This window comes from Thermostichus sp. MS-CIW-36, from assembly GCF_054059035.1.
On sequence record NZ_JBSSBR010000028.1, the window covers coordinates 25,781 to 40,324 of the forward strand.

At 56.4% G+C, this 14,544-nt stretch carries 14 protein-coding genes; 7 read left to right on the forward strand and 7 right to left on the reverse strand.

Going from position 1 to position 14,544, the window contains the following annotated elements; all coding sequences use genetic code 11:
- Nucleotides 1–65: 65 nt before the first annotated feature.
- The 6 genes from ACVWVQ_RS11465 to ACVWVQ_RS11490 form a co-directional block, all read right to left on the reverse strand.
- Nucleotides 66–509, reverse strand: coding sequence for a DUF29 domain-containing protein (locus tag ACVWVQ_RS11465; protein ID WP_457508536.1), 444 nt, complete (start codon nt 507–509; stop codon nt 66–68).
- Nucleotides 510–997: 488 nt separating this feature from the next.
- Nucleotides 998–1,648, reverse strand: coding sequence for a Rho termination factor (locus ACVWVQ_RS11470; RefSeq protein ID WP_414428223.1), 651 nt, complete (start codon nt 1,646–1,648; stop codon nt 998–1,000).
- Nucleotides 1,641–3,005: an AAA family ATPase gene (locus ACVWVQ_RS11475; protein ID WP_457508538.1), complete on the reverse strand. Its 1,365-nt coding sequence runs from the start codon at nt 3,003–3,005 to the stop codon at nt 1,641–1,643. The genes ACVWVQ_RS11470 and ACVWVQ_RS11475 overlap by 8 nt, the downstream gene beginning before the upstream one ends.
- Nucleotides 3,006–3,094: 89 nt before the next feature.
- Nucleotides 3,095–5,302: a phosphoketolase family protein gene (locus ACVWVQ_RS11480; protein ID WP_457508540.1), complete on the reverse strand. Its 2,208-nt coding sequence runs from the start codon at nt 5,300–5,302 to the stop codon at nt 3,095–3,097.
- Between the two features lie 34 nt (nt 5,303–5,336).
- A complete protein-coding gene (locus ACVWVQ_RS11485; RefSeq protein WP_457508542.1) occupies nt 5,337–6,011 on the reverse strand; it encodes a cysteine hydrolase family protein in 675 nt (224 codons plus the stop codon).
- 18 nt (nt 6,012–6,029) lie between these two features.
- A complete protein-coding gene (locus ACVWVQ_RS11490) occupies nt 6,030–6,998 on the reverse strand; it encodes an isopenicillin N synthase family dioxygenase (RefSeq protein WP_457508544.1) in 969 nt (322 codons plus the stop codon).
- Between the two features lie 589 nt (nt 6,999–7,587).
- Between ACVWVQ_RS11490 and ACVWVQ_RS11495 the strand changes: the two genes are divergently transcribed.
- From ACVWVQ_RS11495 to ACVWVQ_RS11525, 7 genes are all read left to right on the forward strand, one after another.
- Complete coding sequence (locus ACVWVQ_RS11495; RefSeq protein ID WP_457384155.1) at nt 7,588–8,061, forward strand: hypothetical protein; 474 nt, start codon at nt 7,588–7,590, stop codon at nt 8,059–8,061.
- A 156-nt stretch (nt 8,062–8,217) separates the two neighbouring features.
- Nucleotides 8,218–9,294: a leishmanolysin-related zinc metalloendopeptidase gene (locus tag ACVWVQ_RS11500; protein WP_457508546.1), complete on the forward strand. Its 1,077-nt coding sequence runs from the start codon at nt 8,218–8,220 to the stop codon at nt 9,292–9,294.
- Between the two features lie 142 nt (nt 9,295–9,436).
- Nucleotides 9,437–9,718: a hypothetical protein gene (locus ACVWVQ_RS11505; protein ID WP_457384153.1), complete on the forward strand. Its 282-nt coding sequence runs from the start codon at nt 9,437–9,439 to the stop codon at nt 9,716–9,718.
- Nucleotides 9,719–9,778: 60 nt separating this feature from the next.
- A complete protein-coding gene (locus tag ACVWVQ_RS11510) occupies nt 9,779–10,126 on the forward strand; it encodes a hypothetical protein (RefSeq protein ID WP_457508548.1) in 348 nt (115 codons plus the stop codon).
- Nucleotides 10,126–11,025 carry a DMT family transporter gene (locus ACVWVQ_RS11515; RefSeq protein WP_457508550.1) on the forward strand — a complete coding sequence of 300 codons (900 nt, stop codon included), beginning with the start codon at nt 10,126–10,128 and terminating at the stop codon, nt 11,023–11,025. Before ACVWVQ_RS11510 ends, ACVWVQ_RS11515 begins: the two co-directional genes overlap by 1 nt.
- 10 nt (nt 11,026–11,035) lie before the next feature.
- Entirely contained in the window at nt 11,036–12,148 is a 1,113-nt protein-coding gene (locus ACVWVQ_RS11520) for a glycosyl transferase (protein ID WP_457508552.1), read from the forward strand.
- Nucleotides 12,149–12,178: 30 nt separating this feature from the next.
- The gene (locus ACVWVQ_RS11525; RefSeq protein ID WP_457508554.1) at nt 12,179–13,501 is read left to right on the forward strand and encodes a class I SAM-dependent methyltransferase; all 1,323 of its coding nucleotides are present in this window, start codon (nt 12,179–12,181) and stop codon (nt 13,499–13,501) included.
- A 141-nt stretch (nt 13,502–13,642) separates the two neighbouring features.
- Here ACVWVQ_RS11525 and ACVWVQ_RS11530 read toward each other — a convergent pair whose 3' ends face one another.
- Complete coding sequence (locus ACVWVQ_RS11530; RefSeq protein WP_457508556.1) at nt 13,643–14,338, reverse strand: hypothetical protein; 696 nt, start codon at nt 14,336–14,338, stop codon at nt 13,643–13,645.
- Between the last annotated feature and the right edge of the window lie 206 nt (nt 14,339–14,544).

Sequence of the window (14,544 nt, forward strand, 5' to 3'; positions counted from 1 at the left end):
GAATGTTAACTATGAAAACGCCCAACTGAAAGAGGGAGATACGCCATGAGGGAAAGACGAGATCCTCACTGGGGGCTCTCCTGTTCGGGGTAAAAGTTGGGATCCATCACCTGATCCAATGTGTAGGGACACTGGGCAGGCAGATCGTCCAGAGATAGAGGCGTTTCTTTAGCCACCAGCAGGACGCTCTTTTGATAAGCTTTATTCATTGCTTCAACCAGATAAGACTTAAGGCTGGGATTATCCGCAATTAACTCCTGCACCTCTTGCCGCTGTTCGATAATTGTGGCTATCCTACTTTTGCTTCGTTGTTGAGGCTGAAACTGCCACTTTAGCAGATGGCCCACCAGGATCCCTAGCCGATTCACCAATTCGCGGCGTTCTTGCCTGCCCAAAGCCTCAATTTCCTCCACCAAGTTGGGAATATCCAATTGATCCCACTGCCCCGATCTCAGCAGTGCGGCTTGCTCTTGCGTCCAGGCATAAAAGTCGCAGTCGTAAAGCGCCATGATCCATTCCTAACAGGACACCGGCCAAAGATAAGTCAATCCTACCGGTTCCAGCCGTTGAGCTTCGACCTCATAAGTTTATCGAGTCCTCAAACTCTGTAGCTACAAAGCCTCGGATCTGTGGCAGCGTTGGATCCCAATGGGGCCTGACCCTGAACAATATGAGGTTTCAACAGGTCTGGAGCGCTTGATCACGGCCCAGGATCCAGGCAATAAGGGGGGGATCCCTGTGGTCAAGATAATACCGGACGGTTTGGGTCAGGTCGATCTCCAAGATGCTGGTGATCATCCTGTGCATGAGCTCCAGATGGATCCGGTCGTCCTAGGTAAGCAGAGCATACCTGCCATGGAGGCTGTTGTTGAGAGCGGCCAAGGCTGTTTGGGTGGCAGTAGCCATTCAAAGGGAGGCTTGAGGCAGGCATCCCACAGCAAGCGGAGTCGGGCCTCGGTGATGTGGAGAGGAGAATATGTTTTTGAAGGGATCCCTTTCAGCTCTCTCCCTCTGTTTTTTTCCGCGAGCGAGTTGAGGTCGCTTTCTTCGCGCCAGCGGATGCCGCAGATCTCTTGGATGATTTCTTCAGAGTAGGGGGCAACGCTGTAGGAGTTACGAAAAATACTTCCGATAGGGCATCCAGTTTTTTGCCTCGCGTAATTTTGCACCCAAGCTTGGTTATGGGGGTTAAGTCCTGCCACCAACTTCTATCCGCCTCTGCAATCCGGGCAGCTGCAATGGTTACATCGACTCCCTTGAGGGGACTGCTGGGTCGCTCGGCTAGGTATCTTAGCGCAGCCAAGATAGTCTCTCTCGATGTATTGGTCAAATTTACCTTCGGAACAATTTCTTTGGCGAGAATCTGGGCCTGCTTAACCTGCTCTGGATCAGGATCGACAACGATACACCATAGCCTTTCCAGTCCCGCTTCTTGAGCAACTGCATAGACAAAATGGTTACCAATGGCCTTGTACTGATAGTCGCCAGCCTCGGCCACCAGCAGAGGAACCCAGTTGTGTCCTCCTGTCGCCCTTAGCTGATCTGCGGCTGCGGCAACAAGGAAGGAGGGAGCAGAAAACCCATCGGCGGGCGTAATGCTCTCAAGGGGTAAGTTAACCAACCTACCTAGATCTGAAAACTCACTCATCGATAAAGTACTCACGGGCAAGACTCTGGTAGTATTCTAAAACTCTCCTGCGCTTAAAGACGGCAGGAGTTCGAGCAAAGCTTGCAGAGGATATCACTGCATAGTCAGGTATCCTAAAAATGCTTTTGTCTTCATTACCTTTCTTAAAATGCGGCCAGAAATATGGACGTAGATCTACACTTTTCTCCTGCTTGATAAGCTTATCTATCTCTTCGTTAGCTAGTTGAATAGTGTATTCACTTCTCGAAGAGACGCCGTTGAAAAAGGCAGGCAAAGCAATAGGGCCACCATCCTGTCGTGACCTAGCAGTTTCTGGAATAAACTGGGTGATTACTCTAACAGCATTATTCAGGGAAGACAGATCGTCGGGGCGGGTAGGTATCAAAATAACATCGGCAGCAAAAACACCACTTTGGCTGAAGTAAAGCCATTGAGTTGGGCAGTCGATTAGGATGTAATCATACTCATTGCGAAGAGGGGCAATCAGATCTCGAAGGCGTCGGGTTCCCTTTTGGATATATGCTAGCGACTGGCTGTCGGTCAACGTCTCCAGCTCAGGGTCTCTTGGGATAATGTCAAAGCTAATGTCGAGAGTTGAGTCAAAGATATAGGGGAACCTATTATTGATTGGATAGCTAAGCGATTGAATAATACTATGAACATCTATCTTTGGATCTTTCAAGCATTGTGTTAGCGTAATCTCTCCAGGAGAAAGGCCAAAACTTCTTGTCAAGTCTCCCTGAGAATCAAAATCAACAGCTAAGACTCTTTTTCCCTTTGCTGCAAGTGCTGCTGCCAAGTTGATGACAGTCGTTGTCTTGCCTACGCCTCCTTTGTTATTGTACACACATATAGTCAAGGCACGCTCATAGTTTTCTAGCTTGTTTCGCAAATCACGTACTATGGTCTCAATGTTATCTGGATTAATGGATAAGTTTGCTGTAGCAGGGTGGACGACTTTTCCATGCTTCCTCCAGATCTGGATGTAACTCGCGTTTGTGATTATTCCCCACTTTGCAGACTTAGAGCGCTCTCTAGATAGGTATCCTTTTACTTGATCTACTGCTTCTTCGTAAGTGGAAGAGCCTTCACTGAGGTCATATGTTCTAGATTTGACTTCTAAAAAAAGATATGGATTTTTCTGGGAGTTATAAAAAATATCCGTAGCTTCCGTATTCTTCCGTGCTGCAAAGTCTACCTTTCCACAGCCTGTCTCAAATTGAGGTCTAACCTCTAGATCGTCAAAGCCCAGCTCGTAGAGGAGAGGGTTGGCAAAATACTGGACAATAACTTGCTCAGTTTTTTCGCTAGGAGATATTTTCTCAAGTTTCTCCCGAAGAGAGTTAGCACTGGCCATAGGACGACAAAGGTAAACAAAAAACTGACACTTAGAACTTCTCGAAGTGTGAAACTGGGGTAATCCCTTGGTAGATTGAAAGCTTGCCCTCAGCATAGCAGTTGCTTGGCTCGTTCTGACAGTGCCTGAGCTGTCAGGCCGTTGTAGTCCATCAATTCGGCGGGGGTGGCGGTGGTTTCGCCGCGTTTCCAAGCGAAGAAATCCCGCGGGCCGGCATAGCGCAACATCAAGGGTTCGAGCATCAGGCTAGATCCGCCTGTTACGCCGATGAGGGCCTCGCCGGCAAACCAAGCGGCAAATTCTTGGTCGGACATGAATTCCCCATCTGGCTGAGCACAGGTGGACCAAGCCACGTCGCCGGGGCGATACAGACGGCGGGGGTTAATCACCGAGACAATTTTGCAGCCGATCCCTTGGGCTTGGAGCTGCTCAGCCGCCTCGAACACGGGCAGGAGAATCATATCCCCCACCACGGCAAAGACCACGGTGCGGGATCCAGGAAGTTCCTGAAGGACGATGCAGCCCTGCTCTACTGCTTGGCGGGCTTGTTCTAGGGTGGTGCGGATGGGCAGGGGGGTTTTGCTGGCGATGATAGGGATCCCTTTGTTGCAGGTGGATAGGGCCCATTCGTAGGCAGCTTGGGCACAGTTGGCATCGGGCGGGAAGAGGGGGAAGACGTTGCCGTTGCGCATCATGGCCGCCAGGTAGGCCTCAATTTCCGGGCGTTGGTGGGTCCAGCCGTTGCGCCCCTGTTCCAAAGCGCCGGCAGTGAAGAGGGCAATGGCCGAGGGGGTGGGTCGGCGTAGCTCTGCCATGGCTTGGGTTACCGTCTGCCAGATGGGTAGGCCGTTGACGGCAAAGGACTCGTAGGAGCACCACAGGGAGCGTCCGCCGAAGAGGGCTAGGCCCGCCGTTAGCCCCGCGCAGGCATCTTCGCTCAGGGGTTCGTAGACCTGGCCTTGGGGCTGTTGGTTGTAGAGGGGATCCACCGTGGGGTGAATCACCTTGAGACCTTGGTTCACATTGGCAATGCCGGAAGCTTCGTTGCCGTCGGCATTGGCCACCAAAAAGTCGGGATCTTTCTGCCCCACCTGCACCAAGAGGGATCCGATGGCCGTGGTGGAAACCTGCTTGTCCCCTAGGGGAAACTCTGTTAGGTTTAGGGATCCCAAAGGCGGCAAAGGCCGAACGAACTCTGTAACCGCCACCTTGGCGGCTGGCCCCCCGGCTGCCCGTTGGCAGTTTTGTCGCACCAGGGCCCAAGCTGCCGGATGTAAGGCCCGCGCCCGCAGAGCCGCCACAATGTCCGGGTGATCCAGAGTGTGGTGGCCGTAGAGGTTGTGGGACTTGGATCCCTTGGCATGTACCCCAGCCCCCTTCAGTTGCTTGAGGATGAAAACCGTTAATTGTCCGCTCAGGGCTGATTGGATGGCTCGCTCCATTTCGATCAGCACCCTTTGGGCAAAGGCAAGGCGGGCTTCTAGGGAAAACTGAGTGCTGTCGACGTAAGGGCCAGGCTGTTGGGCATCGTCAAAGTCCTTGGCATCCACCAACACCACTTCCTCAAAGCCGTTGCCCCGCCAATACTCGATCATCTGGGCGTTGCTGGCGGTGGAGATCATGCTGTGGTGTTCTTGGCTGTAGCCATTCCAGACCAGCACCGGCAGGAAGTTGGTGCGCTGCGGGAAAGCCGTGTGGAAGTGAATCATGGAGCTCATCACATAGGGCTCCCCCAGGCCGCCATCCCCAATCGTGACCGGGAAGAGGCGATCTGGATAGAGCAGGGCTCCTGCCATGGCAAAGTGTTGTCCTTGCCCCAGCGGCCCAGCCGGTGCCAGCAGCCCGGGAATGTAGCCGGATAGGTGACCCAACAGCCCTTCCCGTTCTCGAAAACGGGCCCGCAGGTCGGCGACGGTGTGGATGCCCATCTCGGCCAGGGATCCATCCAAGAACATGGCCGCGTAAAAGCCCGGCGCGTGGTGCCCGACTTCGGTGGGGATGTTCTTCTGGCCCAGGTACACCAGAGCTGCATAGGCTTCTGCTTGGCTGGCAAATCCGCCCGGATGGCCTGAGGCTTTGCTGGCGGTCATTTGCAGGGTGAGGTAGCGCAAGGCATCGGCATAGAGCAAGGTTTGGTAGGCGGCCATGCGACTGCCGGGATCCCTCAGTTTCCCGGTGCCGGCATCCACTGCAGGGGCCTGGCCCAGGCGGTCGAATTCTGGCCAGGGATCCCCGAAGTACTGGATCCCTTCGCAAAAGGCGGGGACTTGGGCAGTTGCCTCCTGAGCCAGTGTCATCGGTTCAGCCTCACGCTTGTTGGGTTATTCACACTCACTGTAAACCCGATAACGCTTTTTGGATGTTCTGAGCAGAACTCGTCCAGCCGACGATGCCCCCTTGCGCCCGGATCATCTCCAGGGTGGCTTGCTTGAACTCTGGGAAGTAGCTGGCGGTGCAATCTTCCACCAGCAGGCACTCATAGCCGCGGTCATTGGCCTCGCGCATTGTGGTTTGCACGCAGACTTCTGTGGTTACCCCGGTGAACAGCAGGTGGGTGATGCCGCGCTTTTGCAAGATTGCTTGCAGCTCGGTGGCGTAGAAAGCCCCCTTGCCGGGTTTGGGAATGACGATCTCTCCCGCAATCGGGGCAAGCTCAGGGATGATGGCGTTGCCCGGCTCTCCGCGAATCAAAATCCGCCCCATAGGGCCTTCGTCCCCAATGGTCAGGGATCCCTTGCCGCGTTTGCGCTTGCTGGGCGGGCAATCGGAGAGATCTGGCTGGTGACCCTCCAGGGTGTGGATGATGGTTAAGCCCTTTTGACGAAAAAAGTCCAGCAGCCCCTTCAGGGTGGGCACAATGGATCCCAGTTGGGTGACATCGTTGCCCAACATTTCCCCAAAGCCGCCTGGTTCCAGGAAATCTCGCTGCATATCGATGATCACCAGGGCCAACTGAGACAGGCCGGGAACTTCATACTCGTAGGGCAAGGCCGGGATCCGAAACATAGAGACCCCCAGTTGGGATCAATGCTGGGGCGGGGATCCTGCCTCGGCCAGGCCAATTTCCCTCAACCGCTGGGCCAAGTATTCTCCGGCAGTTAGGGAAGGAAACCGAGGGATCCCGCCGGTGCGGGCCACACAAGTCGGCAAGGGCGTGAGATCCACCTCTGGCCGCGGATGCACAAAGAAGGGAATGGAAAAGCGGCATTCTTGAGGGTTGTCGGGGTTGGTCACCCGATGGGTGGTGCTGCGCAACAGGCCATTGGTGAGGTTTTGCAGCATATCCCCGGCATCGACAATGATCTGACCGGGCAGAGCCGAAATGGGCAGCCAAGATCCATCTCGTTGCAGAAGTTCTAGCCCTGGCGCGGTGGCTTCACACAAGAGCGTAATCAAGTTGATGTCTTCATGGGCTGCAGCTCGTAAACTCTGGGGAGGGGCTTCAGCAGGGATCGGCGGATAGTGAATCACCCGCAAGAGATTGGCTCCTCCTTCCGCCGCTTTGGGCAAGTATTCGGCAGGCTCCCCCAGATACAGAGAGATTGCTTGCAACAGTCCCTGGGCACAGGTTTCCAGTTGGGCGAACAGCTCTACCATCACCCTGCGAAATTGGGGCACCTCCCGAGGCCAGATGTTGGCAGGAAGGTGGGGATCCCCTTCGCGCCCGATGTGCCAAAACTCTTTCATGTCAGGATAGGGATGATCTTTGGCGTGTTCTTTGCCAAAGGGGGTGTACCCTCGTTGCCCCAGCAGCGCCGGATCCTCATAGGCTCTCTTGGTCGGCTCTGGCAAAAGAAAAACCGCTTCTGCCACCTCATAGGCTTCCCGGATCAATTCCGGCAATAGGCCATGGTTGACCAAGGCAAAAAAGCCAATCTGTTGCAGCGCTTCCCCCACCTGGCGGACAAACTGCTCCCGCTCACCTGACGTTCCGTTTTGAAAGGCGGCAAAATCGACAACCGGCAGAGTCTGGCGTTGGGGAGTGGTTGCCATGGCAGAAGTCGTCTCCGGCGAAGAGTCAACGCTATTTCTAGGCAGCGGGCTTGGTACCCTATGCTATCCTTCCTAGGGGGACAAGGGGAGAGGTTTGAACCGAAGATGATCTGTTCGGGGCCCATCTGCGATATCTAGAGTCTAAAGCCGCTCGGCTATTCACCTTCCCACAAGATGTAGGTAAAACCCTGCCAAACCTCTGTTGCCTTTGCCTGGAGATTGCACCTTAGTAGTGATTAGTAGTGACCTGTGCCCTTTTCGGGAAGGCTGTGATAGAGTCGATAAAAGCAAAGTTATGACTGAGTTTTCCCCAAGAGCAGTTTGAGCGCTGGGTAAGCGAAATGGAGGGAGTTGTTCTGTTGTTGCACTGGGTTAACTGGATAAAGCAGGGCAGGCTACTTCTTCCCTCTTTAGCCGATTAAAGTTTTTGTGAAGTTAGGGATTAAGTTGGGGTCTCTGTTGCTTGTCAGCTATAACCGCGCCTAGAATTGCCGAGGATTGATGTTTCTGGAGATGGTTTGCAGACACTATTGATTTTGCTTTCCTTTGCTTGCTCTCAATCTATTGACCTTTCGAGACCGACTGCTCTATGACAGACACTCATCCCTGTGCCCCCTGTATTGTGAATACGGGAACTTTGGTGAACAAGCGGGATATTTACCGACTGCTATCCGATTTGGCCCGTGTTCGCTACTTTGATATCGTCGATGGCTCGGTACGGAAGCAGGGGGAAGGCTGCGTGGTGGATGTTTTTCAGGATCCCACTGCTGCCACACTGGTGGTAAACCGTAGCCTCTACTTAAATGTGAACAGCTTTGATTATGCCTGTCTGCGGGATCCCGCTTCCGAAGAAGAGATTGCCAACCTGGGCAAGGAGCAGCCGGGCGTGGTTATCGACTTGGTTCAGGACGGACGTATTCTGCGCTTGGTTCCCCTGGTGGAGCCGCGCTCGGATCCCGAGGAGCTCTTGGGGGATAACCAGGCGCTGCGGGCAGCGGTGGATGTTTTGGCTGCGGGCTGGGGCATAGAAGAAGAAGGATCTTCTGACTCTTTGGATTGTTAGATTGAGGGCTTCCGACCTGAAGATATAGACCTCCAAACCCACCTCTTCCCAGCCTTGAAGTTGGCCGGTGCGGTGTGACGCAAATCATGCTCAGGAGGAGGGTCGCGACCGGTATGATCCAACTGGGCCGTGAGGCTCTTTGCGTTTGGGGGTGGTGTGAAGGTTTTTTCGGGGCAGCGACTGCTTTTGGGCAGAGTGTGGGGCCTGCGCCTGCTTGGATCCCTGGTGGCTGTGCTTCTGGTACTGGCGCTCAAGGCCTGCGGGGGAAGTGGTAGCTCCTCTTCTGTGAGTGTCATTCCCACTCCCATTCCAACCGTCATTCCCACTTCTACTCCAACTGTTGTTCTCACCCCTACTCCGACTGTCATTCCTGCCCCTTTGCCCTCGCCAACGACTGCGCCTGCTTCCCAGTTCACCATTGACGTTCGCTTTCCCGACAACAGTCTCACCCCCACCCAGCAGTCGATCGTCCGCAATGCCGCTCTGCGCTGGCAACAGATCATCGTTGGTGACCAGCCGGATCTGCCCCCCACCACCATTCGGGCCGACGAATGCGATCGAGGGTTTCCCAGCACGCCACTCAATTTCCCCATCGACGATCTGCTGGTGGAGGTGCGGGCCAGAAACCTCGGCAACGAGCGAATTTTGGGGGGAGCTGCTCCCTGTTTTGTGCGGGCCTCTAACGGTCTGCCTTTCTACTCCGTAGTTCTGTTCAACAGTCAAAATCTATCTGCCCTGGAAGAACGAGGGGATCTGCCCATTACCGCCCTGCACGAGTTGGGCCATGCCTTGGGCTTTTTGCCCAGCGTCTGGGATCCCAAGGGGCTAACGGTGGGCTTGGTGAGGTGGGATCAGCCTACGCCCCCTGGCTACGATCCCCGCTTCATCGGCCCCAGGGCGGTCAGCGCCTTCACTAGGCTGGGAGGAAACGCGCCCTCTGTTCCTTTAGAAAACGAGTTTGGGGAGGGATCCCGAGATTCCCATTGGCGGGAGAATGTCTTGGGCCGCGAGCTGATGACCAGCCGCATCGACCGGGGGGTAGCCAACCCCTTAAGCATTCTCACCATCGAAGCAATGGCAGATATCGGCTATGACGTGAACCCGGCAGCGGCGGATGGCTTTGCTTTGGGGCGCGGCAGGGGGGTCTCTCAACCTTTGGAGCTGCAAGAGCTGGAGTTGACCCTACCCCTACAGCGATTTGACGCCGAGGGCAGGCGGGTGGGGGATCCCTGAGAAAAAGAGCATATTTACTCATGGCCAAGAGGCTACCTTTTAACAATAATGAAGGTCGAGTTGTATAACTTCACAACATCGACATAACATCGACAAGTTCTCAACATCGACAAGTTCTCACCTCATCTCTTTGCAATTAGCTATGGGTATCCTCAAAAAGCTTTTCGGCGGCCTGTTCTCCTTCTTCGGCATTCTCTTCGGCGGCTTGGTGGATTTTGTTACCGGGCCTTTTCGTCCTGCACCAGCTTCTCCCAGCTCTGCTCCTGCGGCTACAGCAACTGCTCCTGCCAACAAGCCCAAGGTGGTGGTGGAGAAGCCTTTTGTGCCCAATGAGATCTCGGCTCCGCGTCCTAACCGTCGCCCTGGCCCGGCTTTGGATGTGTTCCGGGCTATGGTTCAGGAGATCCCTTCGGCGCGGGCTTAGTCTGCCCATCTTCGGGAGCAGCTCGTAAGATGGAGGTGACACCGCTGGAGACTGCTCTCTATGTCCGATCTCTCTTTCTCAGAACAAGAACGGCTGAAACAGCTTGAGCGTGAACTGGAGCAAGCGGCGGCGGCCTCTGGGGATCCAGGAACATCCGTTGCGTCTCGGGGGAAAAGTGCCGTTCGAGCTTGGGTTGAGACTTGGGGGCGTCCACTGGTGACGGTCTTCGCCATTCTGGGCTGTATTCTTCTGGTCGGGCTGTTCTTCCGGGTTTTCGGCACTGTTCTCAGGTGGGCGGTGGTGGCGGGGTTGGGCTACCTGCTCTACGCCTGGGTGGTGGCACCGCGGCTGGGCCTTCCCACCGGAGCTAAGTCGAAGCCAGAGGACAGCAATCTCGACAGCTTTTGATGCCTAGGGATCCCTGGCGAGCATATGCTTACCTGGCGGCGGCCATCTTGGGCTGGGCTACGGCTGCCAGCGCTTTTAAGTTTGGGTTGCAGCACCTGTCGCCGACGGTCTTGCTGATTTTTTCGGCATTGAGCTCTTGCTTGATCCTGGGGATCGTTTTGGTGGTTACAGGGCGGGCAGGGTTCCTCGGCAAGCAGAAGGGATCCCAAGTCCGCCTATCGGCTCTTCAGGGGCTGCTCAACCCCCTTGGCTACTATGGGGTGTTGTTCCAGGCTTATGACCGCCTGTCGGCTCAGGCGGCGATGGCTCTGAATTACACTTGGCCGCTGGTGCTGGCTCTTCTGGCGGTGCCGCTGCTGGGAGAGCGCTTCCGTTGGCGGCTGGTGTTGGCCTTGGGGGTGAGCCTGCTGGGGGTGGTGCTGGTGGCTACGGGGGGATCCTGGGGCACCTTGCAGGTGGAGGATCCCTGGGGGGTCTTGCTGGCGGTGGGCAGCTCTGGAATCTGGGCGCTCTACTGGCTGCTCAATGTGCGGGATGGGCGAGATGCGGTGCTGAAGCTGTTTATGGGGTTTCTCTTCGGCAGCCTCTATGGCCTGCTACTGCTGCCGTTTCAGGAGGTCTCTTGGACAGTTGCGGGGCTGGGTTGGGCGGCTTACATTGGTCTGGCGGAGATGGGCCTGACTTTTGTATTTTGGCTGCGGGCTCTGGAGTTGGCGGGCCATCGGGGATCCCTGGCCAACTGGGTGTATGTGACGCCCTTTTTGTCGTTGGGGTTGATTGCGGTGCTGTTGGGCGAGAGGATTGCGCTGGGATCTGTGGTGGGCCTGGGCTTGATCTTGGCGAGTAACCTGTGGGGATCCCATAGGGAAAAGCCCCCCGCAGATCCTGTTCTGTCTTGAGGTGGTCGCGATGAATCCCGTTCCTCTGTATGTGGCGGCAACAGCTCACGGGTTTGGGCACGTTACCCGTCTGGCGGCGGTCGTGAATGCTTTGCTGCGGCGGGATCCCCATGTTCTGCCCATCTTTGTTACGCCGGCTCCCCGCTGGCTCCTGGAGCGTTACGTGGAGGGGAAGTTTCTCCATCGGCCGCGGGCGTTGGATGTGGGGGTGGTGCAGCCGGATGGGCTGCAAGCGGATCTGCCGGCTACGTTGGCTGCCCTCAAGGCGTTTAAAGCCAGCGCTGCGGAGCTTGTTCGAGAAGAAGCGGATTTCATTCGAGCCCAGGGGGTGCCTTTGGTGTTGGCGGATGTGCCGCCCATTGCTGCGGCGATTGCCCAGGCTGCTGGGATCCCTTGCTGGATGGCCAGTAATTTTGGCTGGGATTTCATCTACCAAGAATACGGCCCTGAGTTTCAACCGTTTGTGGCCTGGGTTCGGGAGCTCTATGGGCAATGTGACCTTCTGTTTCGCCTGCCCTTTAGCGAGAGCATGGTCGCGTCAGCGGTGCGGAGCACTAGCGCCTTCCCGCATCAGCAGGAGGTGGGGCTGACGGGATCGGATCCCCGCTACCCACCAGAAGAGGTCGCCGCCCAGTTGGGGTTACACCCGGATCAACCCAGGGCTTTGTTCACCTTTGGCGGGCTAGGGGTACGGGGGTTTCCTTACGAGCGGCTCCAAGATTTTCCCGACTGGCAGTTTCTCACGTTTGATCGGGAGGCTCCCCCCTTGCCCAACTTGCGGGTTTTGGATGGGCGGGTGTGGCGACCGGTGGATGTGATGCCCCTCTGCCGCTGGGTGGTGTCCAAGCCGGGCTATGGCACTTTGGCGGAGGCCCTGCGCAGCCGCACGTCCATGGCCTGTGTCGTCCGCTCTGGGTTTGCTGAGTCACCGTTGCTGGTTGAGGGTTTGCGGCGCTATGGCTGGCATCGCATTCTCTCGCCAGAGGAGTTTTTTCAAGGATCCTGGGACTTTTTGCGGGATCCCGCCCACCCACCCCAGAGGCCGGATGGATTGGATCTGAAGGGGAATGAAACCCTGGCTGCTGCCTTAGAGGCATTCCTGCGGGGAAGGGATGCCGGGTAGCATAAAGGGCAGCTTCCTGCAGCGGATCCCATGGCCAGCAGCTCGACAGAATCTCTGCGGCAACTGTACGAAGAATTGCCCTACCCCAATGTGGCGATTGAGGCCTCGGGCCGCAACGCCATTGACGGGTTGTACCGCCTAAGTTTGACCACCGCCCAATACGCCCGCACCCGCGCCATTGTGCCCAGCGAAGGCGCTCTCATTTTGAATGCTGGCTGCGGCTCGGGCTGGGAAACGTTGATCTTGGCGGAGGCCAATCCGGGGGCGCGGCTGGTGGTGTGCGACCTGTCGGCAGAGTCGGTACGGGTGACGGAGCGACGCTTGCGCTACCACGGTTTCGGGGAGGTGGAGTTGTATGTTCTCAACCTATTGGACATCGAACAGTTGGGGCTGGAATTTGATTTCATCAGCCTCAACGATGTGCTCTATCTGCTGGACGATCCGGTGGCGGGGCTAAAAGCCCTCAAGCGGGTTCTCAAACCTGACGGGATCCTGCGGGCCAACCTGCACCACGCCTACCAGCGGGAGGTGATCTTTCGCCTACAAGAGGCGTTTCGGCTGCTGGGGCTGTTTGATCTACCCACTCCTGACGCCTGTCAGCGGGTACGGGAATTCATGGCCAGTTTGGCCTCGGACGAAATGCGGGCAGCCCTGCGCTGGAACCCTGAGATCTACAAAGACGACACCAACATCCGGGCCAACTACCTCTTGCCAGGAGACAAGGGCTTCCTGATCCCCGACCTGATGCGCATGCTCGAGGAAGCTGAGCTGGGCCTGGTTTGTCTGGTGGACTATGCCGACTGGGATCCTGCAATTTTGTTCAAAGAGAGGGCCATGCCCCCCTGGCTGCAAGCTGAGTTGGACAAGCTCTCGCCTGCAGATCAAAATCACTTTTATGAGCTGATCTACCCCAACCATCGCCTCATTGACTTTTGGGCGGAACACCCCGGCTCTTCCTTGGTCTTGCCCTGGAGCGACGCCGATTGGCTGGGGGGCAGGGTGCAGCTTAACCCCATCCTGACCGACAACGTCGAATTTCGCCAAAACTTCGCCAAAGCCTACGAGAAGAAGCTAGAGTTTGCCATGAATTGGCCGGGGGCTAGCTATGGAGGCCTAACCATTCCAGCTCCTCAGATGGCCTGGCTGGGATCCCTGTTGCAGGGGCCAACGGCAGTGAAAGCCTTGATTGAGCAAGCGGCCCAGGTCAACAAGTTAGAGCTGGAAGCGGCCCAGGAGGAGGTGCTCACCTACCTGGCAGGGCTGGAGTCGTTTTTGTTTGTGATGTTGGATCCTGCACCTGTGATGTTGGATCCTGCACCCGTTCCAGGAGAAGGAGTTTTTCCAATCGCTTGAGATCCCCGAGCCTTTCTCCCAAGGGTAGAGGGAAGCCAATGGGCCGGTTCACGGCAACTTGGAACGACTATTGAGGGATTGAGGCTCTGCCGGGCTGCAAGAACGGTCTTGGGCAGATGTCAGATGGGAAGAGATCCCTCTCTAGCGATCCACCAGGCGCAGCTCGAAGGTGAGGATGTTGGCGGCCAAAATCTCCAAAGCCCCGCCCTCGATAAGGTCGCGAGTGAGGGCAGCTCCGGAGCCACTTTGTTGGATCAATTCGCGGCTGCGGCGCACCGTCTCTTGTCGCTGGGGGTCGTCCACAACCACCTGCCGCTGATTGGACAGGCTGAGGCGATAGAAATTGGGCAGATCCCCCTGGGTGGCATCAATGGCCAGATTGGTCTCTTCAGGGGCTACGCGGAAGGGGGCGCGAGCGGTGAGCAGAGCCACCTGAATATCTTGATCCCGCCCATCAAGGCCCTGCAGCTCGGATATATCGATCTGGAAATTGAGGGTATCGCGGTCACGGGTAAGGCGATTAACCCGTACCTGGTTAAAGCCGACGGCAAACTCCCGTTCCGGCTCTCCAAATCGCTGGATGGTGGCCTGCAAGACTGACTCTTCGTTGAGGGGGGTAACCCGAATGAGGTAATCCCAGTCCCGCACAAAGGTGTACTCGTTGAGCCCCACACGGACGTTGGGATCCACCAAGTTGGCGGTGGGACCGGGGCTACCGGCCCGGCTGAGGGCCACCACGTACCAGTAGTTGGGGCTGATGGGCAAACCCAGGGTCATGCGTACTTCCAACACAGGCCGGGCCCAAGCTGCAACAGCCGTGAGAGCTGTTATGGCCATGGCCCCGAAGCAACTCCACAGCCAGCGCTGGGGAGGAAAATTAAGCTGCGGCGGGCGAGAGCAAGTGATGGCTGTAGTTCTCATTCAAGCCTTTTCAAGGGCAGTTGCCTGTCTGATACATTCACGCTGAACTCTCCTGAACATGGTTCAGGAAAGAAGCGATCGCATCCTGCCTATCTCTGAGCAGGAAGGCGGTATCCCGCAAA

Coding starts and splice junctions, on each gene's coding strand:
- ACVWVQ_RS11490 (WP_457508544.1), bottom strand. CDS start 6,998: ATGGCAACCACTCCCCAACGCCAGACTCTGCCGGTTGTCGATTTTGCC.
- ACVWVQ_RS11520 (WP_457508552.1), top strand. CDS start 11,036: ATGAATCCCGTTCCTCTGTATGTGGCGGCAACAGCTCACGGGTTTGGG.
- ACVWVQ_RS11485 (WP_457508542.1), bottom strand. CDS start 6,011: ATGTTTCGGATCCCGGCCTTGCCCTACGAGTATGAAGTTCCCGGCCTG.
- ACVWVQ_RS11495 (WP_457384155.1), top strand. CDS start 7,588: ATGACAGACACTCATCCCTGTGCCCCCTGTATTGTGAATACGGGAACT.
- ACVWVQ_RS11525 (WP_457508554.1), top strand. CDS start 12,179: ATGGCCAGCAGCTCGACAGAATCTCTGCGGCAACTGTACGAAGAATTG.
- ACVWVQ_RS11505 (WP_457384153.1), top strand. CDS start 9,437: ATGGGTATCCTCAAAAAGCTTTTCGGCGGCCTGTTCTCCTTCTTCGGC.
- ACVWVQ_RS11480 (WP_457508540.1), bottom strand. CDS start 5,302: ATGACACTGGCTCAGGAGGCAACTGCCCAAGTCCCCGCCTTTTGCGAA.
- ACVWVQ_RS11530 (WP_457508556.1), bottom strand. CDS start 14,338: ATGGCCATAACAGCTCTCACGGCTGTTGCAGCTTGGGCCCGGCCTGTG.
- ACVWVQ_RS11475 (WP_457508538.1), bottom strand. CDS start 3,005: ATGGCCAGTGCTAACTCTCTTCGGGAGAAACTTGAGAAAATATCTCCT.
- ACVWVQ_RS11465 (WP_457508536.1), bottom strand. CDS start 509: ATGGCGCTTTACGACTGCGACTTTTATGCCTGGACGCAAGAGCAAGCC.
- ACVWVQ_RS11510 (WP_457508548.1), top strand. CDS start 9,779: ATGTCCGATCTCTCTTTCTCAGAACAAGAACGGCTGAAACAGCTTGAG.
- ACVWVQ_RS11515 (WP_457508550.1), top strand. CDS start 10,126: ATGCCTAGGGATCCCTGGCGAGCATATGCTTACCTGGCGGCGGCCATC.
- ACVWVQ_RS11470 (WP_414428223.1), bottom strand. CDS start 1,648: ATGAGTGAGTTTTCAGATCTAGGTAGGTTGGTTAACTTACCCCTTGAG.